This is a genomic window from Amycolatopsis sp. NPDC003731, assembly GCF_053586895.1.
This window is the reverse complement of sequence record NZ_JBSFNC010000012.1, coordinates 1-25,057: the sequence shown is the minus strand read 5'-3', so window position 1 is coordinate 25,057 and position 25,057 is coordinate 1. Positions and strand designations below refer to the sequence as shown.

Sequence of the window (25,057 nt, the reverse complement as noted above, 5' to 3'; positions counted from 1 at the left end):
CTCACACGGCCACGAGCTCACGGTCGTCGCCGCGCTGGACGACGGCGGCGACCGTGAGCGCGGCCAGTGTGGCGACACCGAGCGCGATCCCGGTCCACGCCACGCTCGGGAAACCCAGCCCCGCGTCGATCGCGACACCGCCCAGCCACGGCCCGGCGGTGTTGCCGACGTTGAACGCCGACGTCGTGCTCGCCCCGACGAGTGTCGGCGCGTCGCCGGCGGCCTGGAAGGCGCGCAGGTTCAGCGCCGGGTTGGCGCCGAACGCGGCGACGCCGAAGACGAGCACGGCCGCGACGGCCACGAGCGCGTCGGTGGTGAGGGCGAGCACGAGCAACGCGGCCAGCGCGAGCGCGAGGCAGCCGTAGAGCGTCGCGAACGGCCGCCGGTCGGCCAGCCGGCCGCCCGCGCTGATCCCGATCAGCGCGCCGACGCCGAAGAGCGCGAGCACGCCCGGCACCCACTCGCCGGGCAGGCCGTCGGTCTCGGTCAGCAACGGCGCCAGGTAGCTGAACGCGGCGAAGATCATGGCCTGGCACAGGGCGATCACGCCGAGCGCGAGCCAGACCCGGCCCCGCCGGTACAGCCGCAGCTCACCGCGCACGTCCAGCGGCCCGCCGGTCGTCTCCGGCACCAGCAGCGCCACCCCGGCGACCGCCACCAGCGTCACCACCGTCACCGCCCAGAACGCCGTCCGCCAGCCCGCGTGCTGGCCGAGGAACGTGCCGGCGGGCACCCCGGCGATGTTCGCCACGGTCAGCCCGCCGACCAGCACCGCCATCCCGCGCCCCCGCCGTTCCACGGGCACGAGCGCGATCGTCGTCGCCAGCGCGACGGCCCAGAACCCCGCGCAGGCGAGCGCCGCGACCACGCGGGTCGCGAACAAGAGCGCGTACCCCTCGGCGAGGGCGCCGACGACGTGCGCGACGGCGAACACGCCGAGCAGGGCCAGCAGCGTGCGGCGGCGGGGGAGCCGCAGCGTCCCGATCGCCAGCAGCGGCGCGCCGACGACCATGCCGATGGCGAACGCCGAAATCAGCAGCCCGGCGTCGGGGATGCTCACGTGCAGGTCAGTGGCCATGCCGGGGAGCAGGCCGGTGATCATGAACTCGGACGTGCCCAGCGCGAACACGCTGAGCCCGAGGACGAAGACGGCCAGGGGCATGGGTTCTCCTCCGGTTGTGTATTGATCGGTCCAAAACTGGGCCGTGCGCGGCCCCGGTCGGGCGGCGCTCAGCGCGTGATGGCGGAAAGGGCGATGTCGGCGACCGCGTGCATGCTTTCGCGGCTGGTGCCCCGGCGGGCCATCACCCGCAGGCCCGAGGTGGTGCTGAGCAGGAACTCCGCCACTTCGGCGGGGTCCAGGCCGTCCCGCAGGCTGCCGTCGAGCACGCCCTCGCGGACGCACTCGGTGAACATGGCGAGATTCCGGTCGGTGTCGGCCTGCAGAGCGGCTCCCACCTCGTCCTCGGGCAGGCCCAGCTCGGCCAGCGTATTGACCACCAGGCAGCCGCGGCGGCGCTCTTCGAGGTCGTCTTCGACGGCGCTGTCGAGAACCGCGGCGATCCGCTCGGCCGCCGTGCCCGGGCCGTCGAGGAGCGCCTGCCGCCGGTCCAGCTGCGTGCTGGTGTAGTGCGTCAGCGAGCGCCGGAACAGGGCCCGCTTGCTGGTGAAAGTGTTGTAGACACTGCTGCGGCCGAGCCCGGTCGCCTCGCACAGGTCCTGGGTCGAGGTCGCTTCGTAGCCGCGTTCCCAGAAGGCGTGCATCGCCTTCTCGACGGCGGCGGTCTCGTCGAACTCCCGTGGCCTGGCCATGGGAAGACCGTAGCACAGTTTTGGACTGGTCGATTCATAACGGGCCCGAGTCGGCGTGCGGGCGGCCACATCGGCAAGATGACGGGGTGGGATACGACGCGTTGCTGTGGCTCTCGTTCGGCGGCCCGGAAGGGCCCGACGACGTCATGCCGTTCCTCGAGAACGTGACCAGGGGCCGGGGGGTGCCGCGCGAGCGGCTCCTGGAGGTCGCCGAGCACTACCAGCACTTCGGCGGGGTCTCGCCGATCAACAAGCTGAACCGCGACGCGATGGCCGCGGTCGAGAAGCAGCTCTCGGCGGCCGGCATGGACTTGCCGGTGCACTTCGGCAACCGCAACTGGCACCCGATGGTCGAGGACACCCTGGCCGCGCTGACCTCGGAAGGCGCGAAGAAGATCCTCGTGTTCCCCACGAGCGCGTACGGCGGCTACTCGGCGTGCCGCCAGTACGACGAGGACATCGAACGCGCCCGCGCGGCGGTCGGCGAGGGCGCCCCCGAACTGGTGAAGCTGCGCCAGTTCTTCGACCACCCGCTGTTCGTGTCGGCGGTCGCCGACGGCGTGCGCGCGGCCCACGCGTCGCTCGGGAACGAGCCGGGGATCCGCACGGTGTTCACGGCGCACTCGGTGCCGGAGAGCGCGGATCGCGCCTCGGGCCCGCCGTCGGAAGGCGGCCGCCGGTACTCGCGCCAGATCGCGGAGGCGGCTCGCCTGGTCGCGGCCGAGGCGGGCATCGCGGAGTACGACGTCGTCTGGCAGTCGCGGTCCGGGCCGCCGCAGGTGCCGTGGCTGGAGCCGGACATCGTCGACCACCTCGACGCGCTGCACGCCGCCGGGGTGCCGGGGGTGGTCGTCTCGCCCATCGGGTTCGTGTCCGACCACCTCGAGGTGATCTGGGACCTGGACAACGAGGCGGCGGAGCGCGCGGCCGAGCACGGGATGAAGTTCGCCCGCGCGGCGACGGCGGGCGCGGATCCCCGCTTCGCGGAGCTGGTGGTGGAGCTGATCCGCGAGCACACGCACGGCGTGGAGCCGCGCAAGCTGTCGTCGTTCCCGTCGGCGGGCTGCACCGTCAACGGCGCGCCCTGCGCGATCGGCTGCTGCGAACCGGCGAAGCGCCCGGCCCGCTAGGTCCGGCGCCCCACGAGGTGGAAGGCGCGGCTGAGCCGGCGGTACGGATCCCGCCGGCCGGCCTCGAACTCGACGGCCGCGATCCGTTCGGCGTCGGCCGGGTCCGGGCCGGCGCCACTGAGGTCGAGCCAGTCGACGAACAGCCAGACCCCGTACCACGCAACGGGTTCCACCCCGCGGCTGCGGAGTGACCCACTGAGTTCGGCCACCGTGTCGGCGCGGGTCGGCAGGCCCAGCACCCCGATTTCGGTGCGGGCGCCGAACGCCTCCAGGGCGTCTTCCCAGCGTCCTTCCAAGGCCGGGCGCACGGCCGCGGCCTCGGCATTGCCGGTCATGACCGAGACGAGCCCGCCGGGCGCGGCGCACCGGCACAGCTGGTCGAGCACGGGGTCCGGGTCGTCCAGGTAGCCGAGCACGCCGTGGCACAGGACGGCGTCGAAACGACGGCCGCCGACCGCCTCCGCGGCGTTCGCGGCGTCGGCTTGCACGAGCGTCACCCGGTCCGGCAGCCGCTGCCGGGCCTTGGCGAGCATCGCCGCCGACGAGTCGAGCAGCGTGACGTCGTGGCCCGCGCGGGCCAGCGGGAACGACTGGCGACCGGCGCCGCCGCCGACGTCCAGCACCGAAGCCGGCGGGGCGGGCAGGTGCTCCAGCAGCTGCCGGTGCATCACGTAGGTGCGGACGCGCCCCTTGGCCGTCGCGTAGGCGCCGTCGGCGAAATCGTCGGCGACTGCGGCCCAGGTGTCGTCCGGCACCGCTCAGCCTTCGCGGGCCGTCTGCTCCGCGAACACCCGGACCGCTTCGTTGATCGCCGCGCAGCGGGCCGTCCGGACCGCGTCCGACAACGGCCGCAGCGCCTGGGCGCGCAACGTCGACGCCGACGCCGACAGCGCGCCGCCCGGATCGTCCGAGGACGCGATCGCCAGGATCGCCGCGATCTCCTCCGCCCGCTGCAGCACCCGCAACGCGCGTCCGGGCGTGCCCGCCGGCCAATCCACGTTCGGGCGGGAGCGCAGGTGGGCCGACAGCTCCGCGCGCACCCCCGGCCGGTCCGAAGCCACGTCGAGGGTCTGCAATGCCCCGGCGCTGGCGCGGATCGCGTCGGTCAGCCCGTGCTCGGCCTCGCCGAGCGGGACGTACTCCGGGGTCGTCGGTGACGGCAGCGCATAGACCGTCCAGCGCACCAGGCCTTCGGCGATCGGCTCCGGCACCAGGCCGAAGCCGAGGTCCGGCAGCACGAGTGCGTCACCCGCGCGCAACGCCGCTTCGGTGAACGGGCCGCCGCCGCCCAGGCCGCGGACGTCGCCCGGGACCGGGAGGACCAGGTGCAGGGATTTCGCTCCTTGCGAACGCAGCGCCATCAGCAGCTGCACCGGCGTGGCCGCCCGGTTGAACGCCAGCGGGAGCGCGAACGCGTCGGCCGCGGCCGCGTCGGCGGCCACGACGTCATGGGCCTCACCCCACGCGAGCAGGGCATCGAGGACATCGTCGGACGCGGCGGCCCCGTTGAGCCACGCGCTCGACCAGACGGCGAAAGTCGCACTGGGACGGCACACGACGCCCTATTTTACCGGGCCGCCCGGTCCGCCGGGAGCGCGCCCACGCTGGAGCCGCTCCACATCGACGCACCGCCGATCCGGCAGTAGCGTCGAGGAGGTGAACGCTGTTCCAGACGCTCTTCCCCGCACTGCCGGGGCCCTGCGCGCGGCCGGGTACGAGCCGCGCCCGATCGCCCGAGAGATCCACGACAACCTGCTGACCGCCCTCAAGAACGGCGAGGACGCCTGGCCCGGCATCGTCGGCTTCTCGCGCACCGTGCTGCCGCAGCTCGAACGCGCGCTGCTGGCCGGCCACGACGTCGTCCTGCTCGGCGAACGCGGCCAGGGCAAGACCCGCCTGTTGCGCACCCTCGCCGGCCTGCTCGACGAGTGGACACCCGTCATCGAGGGCTCCGAGCTGGCCGAACACCCGCTGCAGCCGATCACGCCCGCGTCGATCCGGCGAGCCGCCGAGCTCGGCGACGACCTGCCGGTGGCCTGGCGCCACCGCTCCGAGCGCTACACCGAAAAACTGGCCACCCCGGACACTTCGGTCGGCGACCTGATCGGCGACGTCGACCCGGTGAAGGTCGCCGAAGGCCGCAGCCTCGGCGACCCCGAGACCATCCACTTCGGTCTCGTCCCGCGCGCCCACCGCGGCATCGTGGCCATCAACGAGCTGCCCGACCTCGCCGAGCGCATCCAGGTCGCGCTGCTGAACGTGATGGAGGAGCGCGACATCCAGGTCCGCGGCTACACGCTGCGGCTGCCCCTGGACGTCCTGCTCGTCGCCACCGCAAACCCCGAGGACTACACCAACCGCGGCCGGATCATCACCCCGCTGAAGGACCGCTTCGGCGCCGAGATCCGCACCCACTACCCCCTGGATGTGGCCTCGGAAGTGGCGGTCGTGCGGCAGGAGGCGAACCTCGTCGCCGAAGTCGGCGAGCCGCTCCTGGAAGTGCTCGCCCGGTTCGTCCGGAACCTCCGGGAATCCACGGTGATCGACCAGCGCTCCGGCGTGTCGGCGCGGTTCGCCGTCGCCGCGGCGGAAACCGTGGCGGCCGCGGCGCTGCGGCGTTCGGCGCTGACCGGGGAGGAGCCCGCGGTGGCGCGCCCGGTCGACCTCGACGCCGTCCCGTCGGTGCTGCGCGGCAAGATCGAGTTCGAGCCCGGCGAAGAGGGCCGCGAGATCGAGCACCTCGTGCACCTGCTGCGGATGGCGATCGCCGAGACCGCCCGCGACCGGTTCGCCGGTCTCGACCTGCGGCCCCTGGCGGACGCGGTCGGCGAAGGGCACCTGGTGTCCACCGGCGAGCGCGTGCCGGGCAAGGACGTCCTCGAAGCGCTGCCGGAACTGCCGGTCCTGCACGAGGTCGCCCAGCGTGCCGGGGTGGCCGCCGACGAGCCCGCCGGGCGGATCGCGGCGGCCGTCGAACTCGCCCTCGAATCGCTGTTCCTCTCGCGCAGGCTCGCGAAGGACTCCGACGACGCGACGACCGTCTACGGCCGATGACCGCGGTCCCGCTTCCCGACGGCTACTCCTACGGCCCGTGGCACGACGGGCCGGACCCCCTCGCGCCGCCGGCCGACCTGCGCGACGCGCTCGACGAGATCGGCCAGGACGTCATGGCCGGCGCGTCGCCGCGGGCCGCGCTGGAGGAGATGCTGCGGCGCGGCACGAACCGCACGGCGGGCCTCGACGAGCTGACCCGCCGGCTGTGGCAGCGCCGGTCGCAGATCCAGCGCCGCAACAACCTCGACGGCACCCTGCAGGAGGTCCAGCGCCTGTTGCAGGAGGCTCTCGACGCCGAGCGCCGAGAGCTGTTCCCGGACCCGGACGACGACGCCCGGTTCCGGGAGGCCCAGCTCGACGCGCTGCCGCCGGGGACGGCCGCCGCCGTCAACGAGCTGGCGAACTACGACTGGCGCTCGGAACAGGGCCGGGAGAACTACCAGAAGATCCGGGACCTGCTCGGCCAGGAGCTGATGGAGTCGCGGTTCCAGGGCATGAAGCAGGCGTTACAGAACGCCGGGCCCGAGGACGTCGAGCGGATCAACGAGATGCTCTCCGACCTCAACGACCTGCTCGCCGCGCACGCCCAGGGCGCGGAGGACATCCAGCAGCGCTTCGACGACTTCATGGCCAAGCACGGCGAGTTCTTCCCGGAGAACCCGCGGAACGTCGAAGAGCTGATCGACGCGCTGGCCGAGCGGTCGGCGGCCGCCCAGCGGATGCTGAACTCGATGTCCGCGGAGCAGCGGGCGGAACTCGCGGAGCTGACCCAGCAGGCCTTCGGTGACCCCCGGCTGGCCCAGCAACTGTCCCGGTTGGACGGTCAGCTGCGCGCGGCCCGGCCGGGCGAGGACTGGACGGGCTCGGCGCGCTTCCGCGGCAACAACCCGCTGGGCATGGGCGAAGGCGCCCAGGCCATGCAGGACCTCGCCGAGCTGGACGCGCTGGCCGAGCAGCTCGGCCAGTCCTATCCGGGCGCGCGGCTGGAGGACATCGACCTGGAGGCTCTCGAGCGCCAGCTCGGCAAGGACGCCGGCGTCGACGCTCGCCGGCTGGCCGAACTGGAGCGCGAGCTGCGTCGCCAGGGCCTGTTCGAACGCGCCGCCGACGGCTCGCTCCGGTTGTCGCCCAAGGCGTTGCGGCGCCTCGGCGAGACGGTGCTGTCCGACATCGTGAACGCGTTGCGCGGCAAGACCGGCGAGCGCGAGACCGAGTCGGCGGGTGCGGCGGGCGAACCCACCGGCGCGTCGCGGCCGTGGCGGTTCGGGGACATGCAGCCCTGGGACGTGCCGCGCACCATCCGCAACGCCGTGCTCCGGTCGGTGTCGGTGGGGGAGCGGCAGGTCCGGCTCGACGTCGAGGACGTCGAAGTGGTCGAGACCGAGCACCGGACGCGCGCGGCGGTGGCGCTGCTGGTCGACACATCGTGGTCGATGGTGCAGGAGGGGCGCTGGCTGCCGATGAAGCGCACGGCGCTCGCGCTGCACCAGCTGATCAGCACCCGGTTCCGCAACGACGCGCTGCAGCTGATCACGTTCGGCCGCTACGCCCAGTCGATGGAGCTGCCGGAGCTGGTCGGCCTGGAGGGCGCGTGGGAGCAGGGCACGAACGCCCACCACGGGCTGTTGCTGGCGGGTCAGCACCTGCGGCGGCACCCGGACGCCCAGCCGGTGGTCCTGATGGTCACCGACGGCGAGCCGACGGCCCACCTGGAACCCGACGGCGAGGCGGTCTTCGACTACCCGCCCCAGCCCCGGACCCTCCACAAGACACTGTCCGAAGTGGATCGATTGGCCAAGCTGGGCGCGTCGATCTCGGTGTTCCGCTTGGGTGATGACCCGAGGCTGACGTCGTTCGTGGACCTGATCGCCCGCCGCTCGGGCGGCCGCGTGATCGCCCCGGACCTCGACGGCCTGGGCGCGGCGGTGGTCGGCGACTACCTGCGCACCCGGCGGTGACCGGCACGGGCGCTCACCCGGCTGGGTGAGCGCCCCGGCCGGGGCCCGGTCGCTGCGGCGGCCGCTCGCGCCCGGCGGAGATTTCGGCGAATGCGCGGACGCGGGTGAGATGCGCTGCCCTGCGGGTTGGAGCGGTCGCTCGATCGGCTGAGGGAGTGCCCGCGCTGCCACGCAAGCCGGCGGTGCGGCGGGCCCGGTCGCTCGTGGCCGCGGCGGGTTCGCGCTGGTCGGCGAGGTGCGCTCGCCCCACCGGGCCGGCGCGTTTGCTCACCTGCGTGAGTGAGCGCCCGGGCGGCTCACGTGTGTCGGCTGCGCGTCGGGGCTCGGTGGCGGCCACTCGTGCCCGGCGGGTTCGCACTGGTCGGCGAGGTGCGCTCGCCCCACCGGGCCCGCGCTGCCGGCGGGGCCGCAAAACTTGCCAGGGTGTGAAGGCCGCCTCCTAAGCTGGCCTGATGCAGTACTCGATCAGCCAGGTCGCGAAGGCGTCCGGCGTCTCGGCGCGGATGCTGCGCCACTACGACGCGATCGGCCTGCTGACCCCGGCTTCGGTCGCGCCGAACGGCTACCGCTGGTACGGCCGGTTCGAGCTGCTGCGCCTGCAGCGCATCCTGCTGCTGCGGCGGCTCGGGCTCGGGCTGGCCGAGATCGGGGCCGTGCTCGGCGAGCACGTCGACGAGGCCACCGCCCTGCGCGGGCACCTGGCGCAGCTCGAAGAAGAGCGGCGCCGCCTCGATCGGGTCATCGGGACCGTCGAGGAGACGCTCGGGGACCTCGGCCGGGCGCGGATCGAGGATCCCGAACGGTTCTTCGCCGGGTTGCGGAAGGACGGTGCCGCCCTGCGGCGGCACTACCGGGAGACGTTCGGCGAGGGGGCCGCCGTGGCGTTCGACACGGCCCAAGCCGCCCAGGAGGGGCTCACCGCCGCCGACTACGAGCACGCCGCCGCCCGGAGTGCGGCTCTGTTCCGGCGGCTGGCCGCCGTCATGCGGTCCGGGGCGGCGCCGGACGATCCCGCCGCGCTCGACGCCGTCGCCGAGCACCACCGGTCCGTCAGCCACTTCTGGCAGCCGACCGCCGCGGCCTACGCGGCGATGGGCGGGCTCTACGTCACCGATCCGCGGCAGCGGGCGCTGGCCGAGCGGGCCGATCCGGCGCTCCCGGCGTGGCTGGCGCGGGCGATCGAAGCCTACGCCCGCGTGAGGCTCGTCCCACCGCTCGGGAAGGCGTGACGCACCAGCCCTTACAGTCGAGGTATGCAGACTTGGTCATCGGTCGACGTGCCCCGCATCCCCGGCACCCCCCGCCCGCTGCGGCTCCACGACACGGCCACCGGGCAGATCCGCCCGACCGCGCCCGGCGCCACCGCCCGGATGTACGTCTGCGGCATCACGCCCTACGACGCGACGCATCTGGGGCACGCCGCGACGTACCTCGCCTTCGACCTGGTGAACCGCGTCTGGCGGGACAACGGGCACGACGTCCACTACGTGCAGAACGTGACGGACATCGACGAGCCGCTGCTGGAGCGGGCCGAACGCGACCAGGACGACTGGGTCGTGCTGGGCATGCGCGAGACGGCGCTGTTCCGCGAGGACATGGTCGCCCTGCGCGTACTGCCGCCGAAACAGTTCGTCGGCGCCGTCGAGAGCATCCCGGAGATCGTCGAGGTCATCGCGAAACTGCTGGCCAACGGCGCCGCCTACCGCGCGGACGACCCGGAGTTCCCCGACGTCTACTTCGACCACACCGCGACCGGGAAGTTCGGCTACGAGTCGAACTACGACGAGCCGACCATGCGGAAGTTCTTCGCCGAGCGCGGCGGCGACCCCGACCGCGCCGGCAAGCGGCACCCGCTGGACGCGCTGCTGTGGCGCGTGGCCCGCGAAGGCGAGCCGTCCTGGGACTCCGAGCTCGGCGCCGGGCGGCCCGGCTGGCACATCGAGTGCAGCGCGATCGCGGTCAACCGGCTCGGCCTGGGCTTCGACCTCCAGGGCGGTGGTTCGGACCTGATCTTCCCGCACCACGAGTACAGCGCGGCGCACGCCGAGGCCGTCGCCAAGGACGGCCCGTTCGCCCGCCACTACGTGCACGCCGGGATGATCGGCCTCGACGGCGAGAAGATGTCGAAGTCGCGCGGGAACCTCGTGTTCGTGTCGCGGCTGCGCGCCGACCGGGTCGACCCGGGCGCGATCCGGCTCGCGCTGTTCGCCGGCCACTACCGCGAAGACCGCCCGTGGACCGACGCGCTCCTCGCCGAAGCCGAAACCCGGCTCGCGCGCTGGCGCGAAGCCGTCTCCCTGGCGACCGGACCGGCGGCGGATGACACTGTCACGCGGCTGCGCGACCACCTGTCCGACGACCTCGACACGCCGAAGGCCCTGGCAGCGATCGACGCGTGGGCGAACGAGGCCCTGCGCCGCGCCGGCACCGACCCGACGGCACCCGGCCTGATCCGCGACGCCGTCGACGCCCTCCTCGGCGTCACCCTCTGACGCAACCGGGCCCGGCACTCCCGCGAGTGCCGGGCCCGGTTGCGTGTATAACGCCCTATACTGGCCGGCCTCCGGCCAGTTCCAGGTGGTCGCCGGACCAGTCGCGCCGCAGCCACCGGTCGTGGGACGCGATGACGACCGCGCCCGGCGCCGTCTCCAGGGCCGCGAACAGCTCTTCCGCCAAGGTCAGCGAAATGTGGTTCGTCGGCTCGTCCAGCAGGAGGACGTCCGGCGGCTCGGCCAGCAGGATCGCCAGCGCCAGCCGCCGCCGCTGGCCGACCGAAAGCGCCCCGACGGGCTGCCGCAGATCCCGTGACGCCAGCAAACCGAGCCGGCTCAACGGGGGAGCGTCCTCGCCGAGCGCGTCCCGGTACACCCGGGCCGCGGTCCGCTCCGGTGCGGCGAACACGACGTCCTGCTCCAGCAGCCCGACCCGGACACCGTGTCCGAAGTGGACCGTTCCGGCCGCCGGGGCGAGCCGGCCGGCCAGCACCGACAGCAGGGTCGACTTCCCGGCGCCGTTCCCGCCGGTGACGAGCAGCCGGGCCGAGCCGTCGACGTCCAGCCGCGGCAACGACAACCGTCCCGGGACTTCCAGCGACCGCACCGAGATCGCCGGGCCGTCGCCGGTCGCGCGGCCGGTGAGCTCGGCCCGGAACCGCAGCGGTGCCGGCGGTTTGCGGACCTGGTCGCGTTCCAGGTTCTCCAGCCGCTGCTCGGCGTCGCGCACCCGCCGCGAGATCGTCTTCTGGACGCGGGCGCCCTTGAAGTGGTGGATGAACTTGTCGTTGTCGCGCGGACCGCGGCCGTAGGCGACGTTCCGCGCGGTGACCGCGACGGTTTCCCGCAGCTCCTTCAGCTCCTCCTGCTCTTCGGCGTACCGCTGCTCCCACCGCGCGCGTTCGGCCTTCTTGTGGCCGAGGTAGTCGGTGTAGCTGCCGCCGTAGCGCACCGCGCCGCCGGCCTGCCGGTCGGCCGCGGCCGGGTCCAGGTCGACGATGTCGGTGCAGACGGCGTCGAGGAACACCCGGTCGTGCGAGGACAGCACCACGATCCCGGTCAGCTCGGTGAGGTGACGCTCCAGGAACGCCATCGCGCTGTCGTCGAGGTGGTTGGTCGGCTCGTCGAGCAGCAGCGTCTCCGGCTGCCGGATCAGCAGCGCGGCCAGGCCGAGCCGGGACCGCTGCCCGCCGGACAGCGTCCCGAGCCGCCGGTCCGGGGCGACGCCGCCGAGGCCGAGCCCGTCGCAGACGAGCTTGGCGCGGCGGTCGGCGTCCCAGAGGTCGTGGGCCTGGGCCCACTCCAGGACCCGGCCGTACTCCTCGAGCACGCCCGGGTCGTCGGGCCGGTCGGTCATGGCCGCGGTCAGCTCGTCGAGCCGGGCCGCGGCGGCGCGGATCTCGGCGAGCGCGTCGTCGAGCACGTCGGCGAAGGTCGCGTCCAGGGCGAAGGGGAGTTCCTGCAGCAGGAACCCGACGTCCGGGCCGCGGAGCACCTCGCCGGAGCGCGGTTCTTCGAGCCCGGCGAGCAGGCGCAGCAGGGTGGACTTGCCGGCGCCGTTCTCGCCGACCAGGCCGAGCCGCTGCCCGGCCGACGCGGTGAGGGAAACGCCGTCGAGGACGACGCGGGTGCCGTAGCCGAAGACGACGTCCTTGGCCTGCAACGGGAAAACGGGAGACATGTGCGATCACCGGGCCCTGGGGGAAGAAAAGCGGGATCCACGCCGGGCGTCGTGGCACGCGGGAGCGTCGGCTCGACCGGTGCCGCCTCAAGCGGGATGGGCGCGGTTCAGTTCCTCATAGTGGCACCAGGTTAACGCAACAACCGTAGAGTTAGTCAACGGGTTATGGCCTGGGTCACATCCGGCAGGTCCGCCGTCGACCGTTCGGCCGCCGCGGTGCCGTCGGTGAGGAATTCGAGCAGGGCGGTCAGCTGGCGGCGGTCGAAGCGGGCCAGGCGTTCGCCGACGAACCGGGCCATCGGCGCGTACAGCTCGGCGAGCTCGGCCATCCGGTCGGGCAGCGGTCGGACGACGAGCCGGCGGCGGTCCGCGGGATCGGGTGCGCGCTCGGCGAGCCGGTGCCGCTCCATCCGGTCGAGCAGCCGGGTGAACGCGCCCGTGCTCATCCCCAGGAGCCGGGCGAGCTCGGACGGCGAATCGCTGACGCCGCCGTGGAGCAGGTGCAGGCAGTGCAGCTCGGTCGGGGTGACGGCCATCCGCTCGGCGACCGCCGCGTGGAAGAGCGCGGTCGACCCGACGAACCGGGGGAGGGCGAGGGCGGCGGCGGTGGCGAGTTCGCGCTGGTCGGGCAACGTCCATCCAAGGCTCGGTGACGACGCAGTCACTGCTCGGTGCAGTCACTGCCCCGCGAACGATAGCCGAGCCGCTTGACAAACCAGCAGGCGGGACCAACTATGAAAGAGCACTTTCGAAATATTTCTTTCAGATTGGACGACCGATGGCCGGGCTGCCACCGCGCAAGCGGATCGAGGACGTCGAGCTCCTGCGCGCGCTGGCGCACCCGCTGCGGTCGGCGCTGCTGAACCACCTGACCGCGGTCGGCCCGCGCACCGCGAGCGAGTGCGCCGAGGCGGTCGGCTCGACGGCGTCCAACTGCAGCTGGCACCTGCGGCAGCTGGCGCAGTACGGCCTGGTCGAGCGGGCCGACGCCGAGGACGGCCGGGAGCGGCCGTGGCGCGCCCGGCAGGTCGGCCTGGAGCTGGGGGAGCCCGCCGACGACCCGGCGCACCGGGCCGCGCAGCTGGGCGTGGTCGGCGCGCAGCTGAGCCACGAGCAGGAGCTGACCCAGCGGTACCTGGACTCCTTCGACGACCTCGACCCGGCCTGGCGCGCCGCGACCGGGCTGGCCACCTACGCGCTGCGCGTCACGCCGGCGGAGCTGACCCGGCTGACCGAGGCGATCGACGCGCTGGTCCGGCCGTACGTCGGCGCCATCCGCACGGACGCCCCCGCCGAAGCGCGCCCGGTGCACGTCGGCCTGCGGGCGTTCCCGCGCATCGAACACTCGGGGAAGGCGGAGGAATGAAGCAGCTGCTGGGGATTCCGGCGTTCGCACGGCTGTGGGTGGCCGCCTTCTTCGGCGAGACGGCCGAGTGGATGCTGCAGGTGGCGTTGCCCGTCTACGTCTTCCAGCGCACCGGCTCCGCCGCGACGACGGCGTTGAGCATCGTGCTCGGGCTGCTGCCCGCGGTGCTGCTGAGCCCGGTCGCCGGTGTCGTCGCCGACCGGTGGAATCGCCGCGCGGTGCTCTTCGGCGTCTGCGCCGGGCTCGCCGTGGTGGCGCTGCCGCTGCTGGCCGAGCCCGGCGTCACCGTGGTCTACGCGGTGATGGCCGCCCAGGCGGCGCTGGCGTCGGTGTTCGAACCCGCGCGCAACGCGCTGGTGCCGGAACTGGTCGGCGTCGCGGAGGTGACCGCGGCCAACGGGCTGATGAGCGTGAACGGCAGTGTCGCCCGGCTGGCCGGCGGCTGGGCCGGGGGTGCCCTGCTGGGCTTCGGCGGGCTGACCGACGTCATCACCGGCTACCTGGCCGTCCTCGTGGTGGCCGCGGCCCTGCTGGCCAAGCCGTTCCGCCGGGTGGCCGCGCCGGCCCCGGTGGCGGCGCGGGAACCGGTGGTGCGCGCCTGGCTGGCCGGCCTGCGCGAGCTGACGCACAACCCGCGGCTGCGGCGCACCGGGCTCGCGCTGGTGTTCACGTCGCTGGCGCAGGGCATGTTCCTGGTGCTGTTCGTGGTCTACGTCCTCGACGTGCTCGGCGGCAGCGAAGCCGACGCGGGCCTGCTGCGGGGCGTGCAGGCGATCGGCGGGCTGGCCGCCGGGTTCGCCCTGGCCACCGTGGCGCGGCGCGTCGCACCGGCGGCGCTGCTGGGCTGGGGTTCTCTCGGGCTCGGGCTGGTGTCCGCGCTGATCTGGAACCTCTCGCTGGTCACGACGGCGCTGGGGCTGTACGTCGGGTTGTTCGTCGTGGTCGGGGCGCCGGGCGTGGCCGTCGGCGCCGGGGTGCTGTCCGAGATCCAGAGCGCGGTGGCACCCGAGCGCGCCGGCCGGGTGCTGAGCACGACGTTCGCCGCCGTGGCCGCCTGCACGACCGCCGGCGCGCTGCTGGCGGGCGCGCTCGTCGCGACGACCGGGCCCGCCGTCCTGCTGAACGCCCAGGCCGGCGTCTACGTCGTCGCCGGGCTGCTGATGCTGCTCCCGCGCCGGGGATGGACCCGGCAGCCGGCCTGCCGGGCGGCGGCGTCGGCAAGGTCGTAGAGCGCGGACGTGATGCCGCCGGCGCCCGGCGCGAAGCGATCCGCAGGTTTCGCGCAACCACCCTGGCCGCGGTGGTTACGGTGGAGGGGTGCCGCACCTGTTCGCCACCAGCGACCTCCACGTGACCCACGAGGGCAACGGCCCCATCCTCGACTCCGTCGTCCCGGAAACCCCCGAAGACTGGCTGCTCGTCGCCGGCGACGTCGCCGAGCTGGCCGAGGCCACCATCGGGACGCTGAAGACGCTGCGCAGCCGGTTCGCCAAGGTCGTCTGGGTGCCGGGCAACCACGAGCTGTGGACGACGAAGAACGACGACTGCCAGCTGCGGGGCCAGGCCCGGTACGAGTACCTGGTGGAGCAGTGCCGCGAGATCGGCGTCCTGACGCCGGAGGACGAGTTCCCGGTCTGGACCCACGGCCCGCGGCCGCTGACGATCGCCCCGCTGTTCCTGCTCTACGACTACAGCTGGCGGACCCCGGAGGCCGAGGGCAAGTCCCTGGAGGAGGCCCTGCGCCAGGCCCGCGAGGCCGGCGTGGTCTGCACCGACGAGTACTTCCTGTACCCGGACCCGTACCCCAGCCGCCAGGCGTGGTGCGCGGACCGGCTGAAGATCAGCACCGAGCGCCTCGACGCAATCGGAGAGGACCACGGCACGATCCTGATGTCCCACTGGCCGCTGCACCGCCACCCGACCGCGCCGCTGTACTGGCCGGAGTTCGCGCTGTGGTGCGGCACGACGAAGACCGAGGACTGGCACGTCCGCTACCGCGCGGAGATCGCGGTGTACGGGCACCTGCACATCCCGCGCAGCACCGAGGCCGACGGCGTCCGGTTCGAAGAGGTCTCGCTGGGTTATCCGCGCGAGTGGCGCAAGCGGGCCCGGGGTGCGGTGCCGATGCGCCGCATCCTGTGGCCGTCATGATCCCTCGCGCCGCCGCTCCCTGAGGGCGCGCACCCGCCCCCGGCTGGCGCACGCCGGGGACGGGCACCACCGCCGCCGGCCGCCCGGGTCGGCGAACACCCCGCGGCAGTCCTGCTCGGGGCAGGCCCGCAGGTCGTGCCGCAGGGGGCCGGTGAGCCAGTCCGTGGCCTGGTGGGCCAGCCGGGCCAAGGCGGCCGCGGCGGTCGGCGGGGCGCTCCGGTGCAGCCTCTCCAGCGCCGCCAGGTGCACCGGCTCCCGGGCAAGCGCCCGTGCCAGGGCCCGGACCTGCTCCGCGGTCGGCGCGAGGCCGTCGACCGCGCCCAGTGCCAGCGGCCGGAGTGTCTCGCGGAGTTCGCGGGCCCGGTCCAAGTCGGTGTCCGTGACCGGGGCGAGCGGGGTCAGCTCGGAAAGAGCGAGCCACTCGCGCAGCCGCGCGGGCGTCGGCAGCCGCTCGACCGGCTGCGCGCCGAAGTGACGGCCGCGGGTCGCCAGCAGGTTGAGCCAGGGTGCGCCCATGTCGAGGCGGAAGTCTTCGGACACCTCGCCAGTGTAACGGCTTAGGCGTTACACTCGGCCTCGTGACTGGGGAACCCGAGGTCCGGACGGTGCTGGGCGACATCGACCCGGCCGAACTGGGCGTGACGAACTCGCACGACCACCTCTTCTTCGCCTCGAAGCTGCTGCCCGGCCAGGAGCTCGACGGCCGGGAGCCGGCCATGGAGCAGGTCCTCCACTTCAAGGCGGCGGGCGGCGCGGCCCTCGTCCAGTGGACGCCGCACGGGCTCGGCCGCCGGATGCCGGAGCTCGCCCGGATCTCGCGGGAGACGGGCGTCCACCTGGTGGGCGCCACCGGTCTGCACCGCGCCGAGCACTACGCGCCCGCCGCGCTGAGCCGGCTCGTCGACGACCTCGCCGGCGTCTTCGTCGAAGACCTGACCGGGACCGCCGCACCGCGCGCCGGGCTGATCAAGGTCGCCGGCGCCTTCCACACGATCGATGCGCACGCCCGGCTGACGATGACCGCCGCCGCGGTCGCCCACGAGGAGACCGGCGCGCCGATCGCCGTGCACCTCGAACTGGGCACGGCCGGCCTGGAGACGGTCGACCTGCTCTGCGGCAAGCTCGGTGTTTCACCCGGAAAGGTGATCCTCGGGCACCTGAACCGGAACCCGGACGCGCCGCTGCAGCGGGAAATCGCCGAGACCGGCGTGTTCCTCGGCTTCGACGGCCCGTCGCGGGCCAACCACGGCACCGACCAGCGGCTCTTCGACGGCCTCGAAGCGCTCGTCGAGGCCGGGCACGGCGGGCGGATCCTGCTGGGCGGCGACACCACGACGGCCGCGGCCCGGTTCCAGCCGGGCGCGGCCTACCTGCTCACCACGCTCGCGCCACGGCTGGCCCGGCGGCTCGGCGGCGACGTCGTCACGGCCATGCTGGTGGCGAACCCCGCGCGGGCGTTCGCCACCAGCTGGCGCCGGTGACTCAGCGCAGGCCGAAGCCTTCCTGCCCGCCGCCACGGCCGCGGCGGCGCAGGTAGCGCTCGAACTCCGCGGCGATCTTGTCGCCGCTCACGTCCTGCTCCGCGACCTCGCTCTGGGCGTCGCCGCGCTCCTCGAGGCTGCGGACGTACTCGCTGATCTCCTCGTCCTCGTCGGCCATTTCGCTGACCGTGCGCTGCCACTCCTCGGACTGCTCGGGCAGCGCGCCCAGCGGGATCTCGACGTCGAGGATGTCCTCCAGCTTGTGCAGCAGCGCCAGGGTCGCCTTCGGCGACGGCGGGTGCGACACGTAGTGCGGCACCGCGGCCCAGATCGACACCGCCGGGATGCCCGCCTGCACGCAGTAGTCCTGCAGGATGCCGACGATGCCGGTCGGGCCCTGGTAGTTGTTCAGGTCGAGGCCGTAGAGCGAGGCCGTGTCCTTGTCGTAGGCCGTTCCGGTGACCGGGACGGGCCGGGTGTGCGCGGTGTCGGCGAGCAACGCCCCCAGCGTCACCACGGTCGCGACGTCGAGCTGCTGGATGTGCTCCAGCAGCTCCGCGCAGAACGCGCGCCAGCGCATGTTGGGCTCGGGGCCCTGGACGAGGACCACGTCGCGGTCGAAGCCGTCGGGGCGGCACACCGACAGCCGCGTCGTCGGCCAGTCCACCCGTCGAGTGACGCCGTCCACCATCCGGACGGTCGGGCGGCTGACCTGGAAGTCGTAGTAGTCGTCGGGCTCCAGTTCCGCCAGCGGGGTGGCGTCCCAGTTCAGCTGCAGGTGCTCGACCGCCCGGCTGGCCGCGTCACCCGCGTCGTTCCATCCTTCGAAGGCGACCACCATCAGCGGCCGGGTGGGTTCGGGGCGGCCGCCGGGCGGCCGCGGGGTCTCGTCGACGGGCTCACTCACCGGACCAGCCTACGACCACCGGCTCTACGCTGTTCAGCATGTCCGACCGCCTGTCGTCACCGTTCCTCGACGCCCTCCGTTCGCGTGTCCTGGTGGCCGACGGGGCGATGGGCACCGCCCTGCAGGCCCACGACCTCGGCCTGGACGACTTCGGCGGTCTCGAAGGGTGCAACGAGATCCTCAACGTCACCCGGCCGGACGTGGTCCGCTCGGTGCACCGCGGGTACCTCGAAGCGGGCGCCGACGCCGTCGAGACCAACACTTTCGGGGCCAATTTCGCCAACTTCGCCGAGTACGACATCACCGGCCGGATCTTCGAACTGGCCGAGGCCGGCGCCCGGCTGGCCCGCGAGACCGCCGACGAGTTCGCGACGCCCGGCCACCCCCGGTTCGTGCTCGGCTCGGTCGGGCCCGGCACCAAGCTCCCGACGCTCGGCCACGCGCCCTTCGCCACGCTGCGTGACGCCTACCGCGAGGAGGTCCGCGGCCTGCTCGCCGGCGGTGTCGACGCGGTGATCGTCGAGACCACCCAGGACATCCTCCAGACGAAGGCGTCGGTCATCGGCGCCAAGCGGGCGATGGCCGCGGAGGGCCGGTCCGTGCCGATCCTCGTTTCGATCACCGTCGAAACGACCGGCACCATGCTGCTCGGCACCGAGGTCGGCGCGGCGCTCGCCGCGCTCGAACCGCTCGGCATCGACGTCATCGGGCTCAACTGCGCCACCGGGCCGGCCGAGATGAGCGAGCACCTGCGGCAGCTCGCCAAGCACGCCCGGGTGCCGCTGTCGGTCATGCCGAACGCCGGCCTGCCCGAGCTGGGCCCGGACGGCGCGGTCTACCCGCTCGGCCCGGAAGCCCTGGTCGAGGCGCTGACCGGGTTCGTCCGAGAATTCGGCGTCGGCCTGGTCGGCGGCTGCTGCGGCACCACCGACGAACACATCCGGCAGCTCGCCGCGGCCGTCGCGGACACGGCACCGGTGCCCCGGCGGCCACGGCCCGAACCCGGCGTGTCGTCGCTCTACCAGGCCGTGCCGTTCAAGCAGGACGCCAGCGTCCTGATGATCGGCGAGCGGACCAACGCCAACGGCTCGAAAGCCTTCCGCACCGCGATGCTCGACGGCCGCTGGGAGGACTGCGTCGAGATCGCCCGCGAACAGACCCGCGACGGCGCCCACCTCCTCGACCTGTGCGTCGACTACGTCGGCCGCGACGGCACCGCGGACATGGCCGAGCTCGCCGGGCGCCTGGCCACCGCGTCCACGCTGCCGATCATGCTCGACTCCACCGAGGTCGCCGTGCTGCGCGCGGGCCTCGAACGCCTCGGCGGCCGGTGTGCGGTCAACTCCGTCAACTACGAGGACGGCGACGGCCCCGAGTCCCGGTTCACCCAGGTCATGGACCTGGTCAGCGAGTACGGCGCCGCGGTCGTCGCGCTCACCATCGACGAAGAAGGCCAGGCCCGGACCGCGCGGAAGAAGGCCGACATCGCCACCCGGCTGATCGGGGACATCACCGGCAAGTGGGGCCTGCGCACCTCCGACGTCATCATCGACGCCCTCACCTTCACCATCGCCACCGGCCAGGAGGAGTCCCGCCGCGACGGCATCGAAACGATCGAAGCCATCCGCGAGATCAAACGCCGCCACCCCGAGGTCCAGACCACGCTCGGGCTGTCGAACATCTCCTTCGGCCTCAACCCGGCCGCGCGGCAGGTGCTCAACTCGGTGTTCCTGCACGAATGCGTGCAGGCCGGCCTCGACACCGCGATCGTGCACGCGTCGAAGATCCTGCCGATGGCCCGCATCCCGGACGACCAGCGCGCGGTCGCCCTCGACCTCGTCTACGACCGCCGCCGTCCGGGGTACGACCCGCTGCAGGAGCTGATGGCCCTGTTCGAGGGCGTCAGCGCGGCGTCGTCGAAGGCGTCACGCGCCGAGGAGCTGGCCGCGTTGCCGCTGTTCGAACGCCTCGAACGCCGGATCGTCGACGGTGAACGCAACGGCCTCACCGACGACCTCGACGCGGCCCTGGAGCAGCGGCCGGCCCTGCAGATCATCAACGACACGCTGCTGTCCGGGATGAAGACCGTCGGCGAGCTGTTCGGCTCCGGGCAGATGCAGCTGCCGTTCGTGCTCCAGTCCGCCGAGGTGATGAAGGCCGCCGTCGCCCACCTCGAGCCGCACATGGAGTCCGGCGACGACTCCGGCAAGGGCCGGATCGTGCTGGCCACCGTGCGCGGCGACGTCCACGACATCGGCAAGAACCTCGTCGACATCATCCTGTCCAACAACGGCTACGAGGTCGTCAACCTCGGCATCAAGCAGCCCATCACGACCATCCTCGACGCGGCCGCCGAGCACGGCGCGGACGCGATCGGGATGTCCGGGCTCCTGGTGAAGTCCACGGTGATCATGAAGGAGAACCTCCAGGAGATGAACTCCCGGGGCGTCTCCGCGCGCTGGCCGGTGCTGCTCGGCGGCGCCGCGCTCACCCGGTCCTATGTGGAGAACGACCTGACGGAGCTCTACCTCGGCGACGTCCGGTACGCGCGGGACGCGTTCGAAGGCCTGCGGCTGATGGACGCGATCATGGCCGCCAAGCGCGGGGAGTCGCCGCTGGTGGACGCCGACGCGGAGAAAAAGCGTCAGGAGCGCAAGGAACGCCGCGAACGCTCGCTGCGGATCGCCGAGGCGCGCAAAGCCCGCAAGGCCGAGGAAGAAGCCCTCGAAGGGCCGCCGCCCGCGCGCTCGGCCGTCGCCACCGACGTCCCGCTGCCGAGCCCGCCGTTCTGGGGTTCGCGGGTGGTCAAGGGCGTCGCGCTCGCCGACTACGCCGCGATGCTCGACGAGCGCGCGACCTTCATGGGCCAATGGGGGCTCAAGGGCGCCCGCGGCGGTGCCGGGCCGACCTACGACGAACTCGTCGAGTCCGAGGGCCGGCCGCGGCTGCGGTACTGGCTCGACCGGCTGACCGCCGACGGCGTCCTCGCCCACGCGGCCGTCGTCTACGGCTACTTCCCGTGCGTCGCCGAGGGCGACGACCTGGTCGTGCTCACCGAGCCGTCGCTCGACGCGCCGGAGCGGGTTCGGTTCACCTTCCCGCGGCAGCGGCGCGACCGGCGGCTCTGCCTGGCCGACTTCTACCGGCCGCGGGACTCGGGCGAAGTCGACGTCGTGCCGCTCACGATCGTCACCATGGGCCAGCCGATCGCGGACTACGCGAACGAGCTGTTCGCGGCCGACGCCTACCGCGACTACCTCGAGGTCCACGGCCTCGGCGTCCAGCTCACCGAAGCACTGGCCGAGTACTGGCACTGCCGCATCCGCGGTGAGCTGACCTTTCCCGGCGGTGTGGCGGTCGCCTCAGAGGACCCCGACGACGTCGAGGACTTCTTCGAGCTCGGCTACCGTGGGGCGAGGTTCTCCCTGGGCTATGGCGCCTGTCCCGACCTCGAAGACCGGGCGAAGATCGTCGCCCTCCTCGAACCGGGCCGGATCGGCGTGAAGCTGTCCGAGGAGTACCAGCTGCACCCCGAGCAGTCGACCGACGCGATCGTCTGCCACCACCCCGAAGCGAAGTACTTCAACACCTGATCCGGAGGGAATCCACTGTGGACGGTCTCGACGCCGTGTTGTGGGACATGGACGGCACGCTCGTCGATTCCGAGAAGCTGTGGGACGTCGCCCTCTACGAGACAGCGGAGTTCCTCGGCGGCAAGCTTTCCGAAGAGCAGCGGATGACGCTCGTCGGGTCCAACATGGACGACACCTCGGCCTACCTCCTCGAGGTGGTCGGCCTTCCGGTCACGCCGGAAGCGATCGCGTCGACGGGGGCGGAGATCCGCCGCCGCACGGCCGGGCTCTTCGACGACGAGCTGCCGTGGCGCCCCGGCGCCCGCGAAGCCCTGACGGCGGTGCGCGAGGCGGGCCTGCGCTCGGCGCTGGTCACCTCGACCGAGCGCGAACTGACCGAACTCGCGCTGAACACGATCGGCCGGGACTTCTTCGACGTCACCGTGTGCGGCGACGAAGTCGAAGGCCTGAACAAGCCGCACCCGCGCCCGTACCTCAAGGCGGCCGAGCTGCTCGGCGTTTCGCCGGAGCGCTGCGTCGCGGTGGAGGACTCGCCGCCGGGCACGGCTTCGGCGGTCGCGGCGGGCTGCACGGTACTGGTCGTCCCCAACGACGTCGAGGTCGAGACGGGGGAGCGGCGGGTGTTCCGCGACTCCCTGACCGGCATCGACGTGGCGGCGCTGGCGGCCCTGCTCGGCTGACCACGACCATGTCGCTTTTCCGCTAGCCCGGGCCGCCGGAGTCCGCGATGCTGGCGTGGTGCATGAGGACTTCGAACGGTGCGTGCGGGCCGTGCAGGCGAAGGACGCCCGGTTCGACGGGTGGTTCTACTGCGCGGTCCTGACCACCCGGATCTACTGCCGGCCCAGCTGCCCGGTCGTACCGCCCAAGCGGCAGAACATGAGCTTCTACCCGAGCGCCGCGGCCGCGCAGCAGGCCGGGTTCCGGGCGTGCAAACGCTGCCGCCCCGACGCCAGCCCGGGCTCGCCGCTGTGGAACGAACGCGCCGACCTCGTCGCGCGGGCGATGCGGCTCATCGCCGACGGCATCGTCGACACCGAAGGCGTCCGCGGCCTCGCCGCCCGCCTCGGCTACAGCGTCCGGCAGGTCGAACGCCAGGTGTTCGCCGAACTCGGCGCCGGACCCCTGGCGCTGGCCCGGGCCCAGCGCGCGCAGACCGCGCGGACGCTGATCGAGACGACCACGCTGCCGATGACCGAGCTGGCCCTGGCCGCCGGGTTCGGCAGCATCCGGACGTTCAACGACACCGTCCGCGAGGTGTTCGCGCTCTCGCCGACCGAACTGCGGCAGCGCGCGAAGGGCCGGCCCACCGCGGCCCCCGGCGCGCTCGTCCTGCGGCTGCCGTACCGGAAGCCGCTGTGCCCGGACAACCTCTTCGGGCACCTGGTCGCCACCGGCGTGCCGGGCGTGGAGGAGTGGCGGGACGGCGCCTACCGCCGGACGCTGCGGCTGCCGCACGGCCACGGCGTCGTCGCGCTGCGGCCCGAGGACGGGCACATCGCGTGCCGGCTCAGCCTGGCCGACCTCCGGGACCTGCCCGCCGCGACCAGCCGGTGCCGGCGGCTGCTGGACCTCGACGCCGACCCGGTCGCCGTCGACGAGCAGCTCGCCACCGACCCGCTGCTCGCCCCGCTGGTCGCGGCCGCGCCCGGCCGCCGGGTCCCGCGGGCCGTCGACGGCGCCGAGTTCGCCGTGCGGGCGGTGCTCGGCCAGCAGGTCTCGACGGCGGCGGCCCGCACCCACGCGGCCCGGCTCGTCGTCGCGCACGGCGAACCGGTCGACGACCCCGAAGGCGGCCTGACGCACCTGTTCCCGTCCCCGGCGGCGCTGGCTTCGCTGGACCCCGAAACCCTGGCCATGCCTCGCAGTCGCCGTCGCACGCTGCTCGGGCTGGTCGAGGCGTTGACGGACGGGCTGGACCTCAGCGCGGGCAGCGACTGGGAGGCGGCACGGGCCGCGTTGAGCGCGTTGCCCGGCTTCGGGCCGTGGACGGTCGAGACCATCGCGATGCGCGCGCTCGGCGACCCGGACGCGTTCCTCCCCACCGACCTCGGCATCAAGTACGCGGCGGAGACCCTCGGCCTCGGCGGCCAGGCGGCCGTCGTCGTCCGGTCCGCGGCGTGGCGCCCCTGGCGCGCTTACGCCACCCAGCACCTGTGGGCCACCGGTGACCACGCGATCAACCGGATGCCCGCGGCATGAAACCGACAGGAGAACCGATGCGCACCCACGCCGTCGTCGACAGCCCCTGCGGCCCGTTGACGCTGGTCGCCGAGGGCGCCACGCTCTGCGGCCTCTACATGGTCGACCAGCGTCACCGCCCGGACGAGCTGACCTTCGGCGCCCACGACCCCGGTGCTGAGATCTTCGACCGCGCCGAGACCGAGCTGAAGGAGTACTTCGCCGGGCAACGCCACGAGTTCGAAGTCCCGCTGACGTTCGTGGGCACGCCGTTCCAGCAGTCGGTCTGGGCCCAGCTGCGCAAGATCCCGTACGGCACGACGATCTCCTACGGCCAGTTGGCCGACCGGCTCGGCAAGCCGGCGGCGTCGCGGGCGGTCGGGCTGGCCAACGGCAAGAACCCGATCGGCATCATCGTCCCGTGCCACCGCGTGGTCGGCTCCACCGGCTCGCTCACCGGCTACGGCGGCGGCCTCGAGCGCAAGCGGTACCTGCTGGACTTCGAACAGGGCGCGCTCTTCTGAGAGCCCTATGTCAAGCGGCTTGTTGGGGGAGGGTGTTGAGTCGGCGGTGTAGGCCGGGGTTGTAGGGCTGGTGGTCGTGCCAGCAGCGCCAGACGATCCTGGCCCAGGCCTGGGCCAGGATCCGTGCTGCGTGGGGGTGGCGGCAGCCGCGTTGGCGGGCCCGGTAGTAGGTGTCGTGGGCCCAGGCGTTGGCGCGTGGGGTGTCTTGGGCCCAGTCGATGAGTGCGGCGCGGAGCTGTTTGCTGCAGCCGCGACGGTAGGCGACGGTGCGGTGTTTGCCGGATTGGCGGGTTGAGGGCGCGACTCCGGCGGCGGCGGCCAGTGCTTGGGCGTCGGGGAAGCGGGCTCGGCAGTCACCGATTTCGGCGAGCAGGGTAGCGGCGCGGACGGTCCCGGCTCGGGGCAGGGACTGGAAGATCGGGCCGTCGGGGTGGGCCAGCAGCGCTTCTTTGATGCGTGTTTCGAGGTCGGTTTGCCGGGTGCGCAGGTGGCTGAGGAGGTCGACGAGGGTGAGCACGATGACTTCGCCGGCCTCGGCGGCGGGCCCGGTGGTGTGTCCGGTCACTGCCGCTCGCAGGTGGGCGTTGAGGTCGGCGGCGCTCTGGCGGCCGCTGTAGCTGTGGGCCTTGAGTCAGTGCGCCATTCTCGACGGGGAAAGCCAGGCGGGCTTGGCCTCGGACGGGAACCGGCGCAGGAACGCCAGGCTGATCGGCAGGTCCAGCTGGCT

At 73.1% G+C, this 25,057-nt stretch carries 22 protein-coding genes; 13 read left to right on the top strand and 9 right to left on the bottom strand.

What is annotated here, in order from left to right:
• Position 1: 1 nt before the first annotated feature.
• Together ACWDN5_RS07620 and ACWDN5_RS07615 are read right to left on the bottom strand one after the other, a co-directional pair.
• Entirely contained in the window at positions 2-1,162 is a 1,161-nt protein-coding gene (locus ACWDN5_RS07620; RefSeq protein WP_449675275.1) for a Cmx/CmrA family chloramphenicol efflux MFS transporter, read from the bottom strand.
• 68 nt (positions 1,163-1,230) lie between these two features.
• Positions 1,231-1,812 (bottom strand): TetR/AcrR family transcriptional regulator, encoded by a 582-nt coding sequence (locus tag ACWDN5_RS07615; RefSeq protein ID WP_310972977.1) that lies wholly within the window; start codon positions 1,810-1,812, stop codon positions 1,231-1,233.
• Positions 1,813-1,898: 86 nt separating this feature from the next.
• Between ACWDN5_RS07615 and ACWDN5_RS07610 the strand changes: the two genes are divergently transcribed.
• The gene (locus ACWDN5_RS07610) at positions 1,899-2,942 is read left to right on the top strand and encodes a ferrochelatase (protein ID WP_449675273.1); all 1,044 of its coding nucleotides are present in this window, start codon (positions 1,899-1,901) and stop codon (positions 2,940-2,942) included.
• Here the strand turns inward: ACWDN5_RS07610 and ACWDN5_RS07605 are convergent.
• Together ACWDN5_RS07605 and ACWDN5_RS07600 are read right to left on the bottom strand one after the other, a co-directional pair.
• A complete protein-coding gene (locus ACWDN5_RS07605) occupies positions 2,939-3,697 on the bottom strand; it encodes a class I SAM-dependent methyltransferase (protein WP_449675271.1) in 759 nt (252 codons plus the stop codon). The two genes, ACWDN5_RS07610 and ACWDN5_RS07605, sit on opposite strands and share 4 nt — an antisense overlap.
• A gap of 3 nt (positions 3,698-3,700) precedes the next feature.
• The gene (locus ACWDN5_RS07600) at positions 3,701-4,498 is read right to left on the bottom strand and encodes a hypothetical protein (protein ID WP_310972975.1); all 798 of its coding nucleotides are present in this window, start codon (positions 4,496-4,498) and stop codon (positions 3,701-3,703) included.
• 100 nt (positions 4,499-4,598) lie between these two features.
• Here ACWDN5_RS07600 and ACWDN5_RS07595 point away from each other — a divergent pair, with 100 nt between their 5' ends.
• From ACWDN5_RS07595 to mshC, 4 genes are all read left to right on the top strand, one after another.
• A complete protein-coding gene (locus ACWDN5_RS07595; protein WP_449675269.1) occupies positions 4,599-5,996 on the top strand; it encodes an ATP-binding protein in 1,398 nt (465 codons plus the stop codon).
• The gene (locus ACWDN5_RS07590) at positions 5,993-7,954 is read left to right on the top strand and encodes a hypothetical protein (protein WP_449675267.1); all 1,962 of its coding nucleotides are present in this window, start codon (positions 5,993-5,995) and stop codon (positions 7,952-7,954) included. Before ACWDN5_RS07595 ends, ACWDN5_RS07590 begins: the two co-directional genes overlap by 4 nt.
• Positions 7,955-8,406: 452 nt before the next feature.
• The gene (locus ACWDN5_RS07585) at positions 8,407-9,183 is read left to right on the top strand and encodes a MerR family transcriptional regulator (RefSeq protein WP_449675265.1); all 777 of its coding nucleotides are present in this window, start codon (positions 8,407-8,409) and stop codon (positions 9,181-9,183) included.
• 24 nt (positions 9,184-9,207) lie between these two features.
• Positions 9,208-10,446, top strand: a complete 1,239-nt coding sequence (gene mshC, locus ACWDN5_RS07580; protein ID WP_449675263.1) for a cysteine--1-D-myo-inosityl 2-amino-2-deoxy-alpha-D-glucopyranoside ligase — start codon at positions 9,208-9,210, stop codon at positions 10,444-10,446.
• Positions 10,447-10,501: 55 nt separating this feature from the next.
• On the opposite strand, the gene ACWDN5_RS07575 is transcribed toward mshC, so the two are convergent.
• Positions 10,502-12,127 (bottom strand): ABC-F family ATP-binding cassette domain-containing protein, encoded by a 1,626-nt coding sequence (locus tag ACWDN5_RS07575; protein WP_449675262.1) that lies wholly within the window; start codon positions 12,125-12,127, stop codon positions 10,502-10,504.
• A gap of 155 nt (positions 12,128-12,282) precedes the next feature.
• Positions 12,283-12,759 (bottom strand): MarR family winged helix-turn-helix transcriptional regulator, encoded by a 477-nt coding sequence (locus ACWDN5_RS07570; RefSeq protein WP_310972969.1) that lies wholly within the window; start codon positions 12,757-12,759, stop codon positions 12,283-12,285.
• A 146-nt stretch (positions 12,760-12,905) separates the two neighbouring features.
• Between ACWDN5_RS07570 and ACWDN5_RS07565 the strand changes: the two genes are divergently transcribed.
• The 3 genes from ACWDN5_RS07565 to ACWDN5_RS07555 all read left to right on the top strand — a co-directional run bounded on the left by ACWDN5_RS07565 (position 12,906) and on the right by ACWDN5_RS07555 (position 15,644).
• Positions 12,906-13,493, top strand: coding sequence for an ArsR/SmtB family transcription factor (locus tag ACWDN5_RS07565; protein WP_449675261.1), 588 nt, complete (start codon positions 12,906-12,908; stop codon positions 13,491-13,493).
• The gene (locus ACWDN5_RS07560) at positions 13,490-14,722 is read left to right on the top strand and encodes an MFS transporter (RefSeq protein ID WP_449675259.1); all 1,233 of its coding nucleotides are present in this window, start codon (positions 13,490-13,492) and stop codon (positions 14,720-14,722) included. The genes ACWDN5_RS07565 and ACWDN5_RS07560 overlap by 4 nt, the downstream gene beginning before the upstream one ends.
• Before the next feature lie 88 nt (positions 14,723-14,810).
• The gene (locus ACWDN5_RS07555) at positions 14,811-15,644 is read left to right on the top strand and encodes a metallophosphoesterase family protein (protein ID WP_449675257.1); all 834 of its coding nucleotides are present in this window, start codon (positions 14,811-14,813) and stop codon (positions 15,642-15,644) included.
• Here ACWDN5_RS07555 and ACWDN5_RS07550 read toward each other — a convergent pair.
• A complete protein-coding gene (locus ACWDN5_RS07550) occupies positions 15,639-16,184 on the bottom strand; it encodes a CGNR zinc finger domain-containing protein (RefSeq protein ID WP_449675255.1) in 546 nt (181 codons plus the stop codon). The genes ACWDN5_RS07555 and ACWDN5_RS07550 overlap by 6 nt on opposite strands.
• Positions 16,185-16,222: 38 nt before the next feature.
• Here ACWDN5_RS07550 and ACWDN5_RS07545 point away from each other — a divergent pair, with 38 nt between their 5' ends.
• On the top strand, positions 16,223-17,125 hold the full coding sequence (locus tag ACWDN5_RS07545) for a phosphotriesterase family protein (protein ID WP_449675253.1): 903 nt from the start codon (positions 16,223-16,225) through the stop codon (positions 17,123-17,125).
• Between the two features lies 1 nt (position 17,126).
• On the opposite strand, the gene ACWDN5_RS07540 is transcribed toward ACWDN5_RS07545, so the two are convergent.
• Entirely contained in the window at positions 17,127-18,032 is a 906-nt protein-coding gene (locus ACWDN5_RS07540; protein WP_086839241.1) for a PAC2 family protein, read from the bottom strand.
• Positions 18,033-18,070: 38 nt separating this feature from the next.
• On the opposite strand from ACWDN5_RS07540, the gene metH reads away from it, so the two are divergent.
• The 4 genes from metH to ACWDN5_RS07520 are packed head-to-tail and all read left to right on the top strand — an operon-like array spanning position 18,071 to position 24,330.
• Positions 18,071-21,625, top strand: coding sequence for a methionine synthase (gene metH, locus ACWDN5_RS07535; protein WP_449675251.1), 3,555 nt, complete (start codon positions 18,071-18,073; stop codon positions 21,623-21,625).
• A 47-nt stretch (positions 21,626-21,672) separates the two neighbouring features.
• Entirely contained in the window at positions 21,673-22,305 is a 633-nt protein-coding gene (locus ACWDN5_RS07530) for an HAD family hydrolase (RefSeq protein ID WP_396136953.1), read from the top strand.
• 58 nt (positions 22,306-22,363) lie between these two features.
• On the top strand, positions 22,364-23,827 hold the full coding sequence (locus ACWDN5_RS07525; RefSeq protein WP_449675249.1) for an AlkA N-terminal domain-containing protein: 1,464 nt from the start codon (positions 22,364-22,366) through the stop codon (positions 23,825-23,827).
• 17 nt (positions 23,828-23,844) lie between these two features.
• Complete coding sequence (locus tag ACWDN5_RS07520) at positions 23,845-24,330, top strand: methylated-DNA--[protein]-cysteine S-methyltransferase (RefSeq protein ID WP_449675247.1); 486 nt, start codon at positions 23,845-23,847, stop codon at positions 24,328-24,330.
• Positions 24,331-24,340: 10 nt separating this feature from the next.
• Here the strand turns inward: ACWDN5_RS07520 and ACWDN5_RS07515 are convergent, their stop codons facing one another.
• Positions 24,341-24,895 (bottom strand): transposase, encoded by a 555-nt coding sequence (locus ACWDN5_RS07515; protein ID WP_449675245.1) that lies wholly within the window; start codon positions 24,893-24,895, stop codon positions 24,341-24,343.
• Positions 24,896-25,057: the final 162 nt, after the last annotated feature.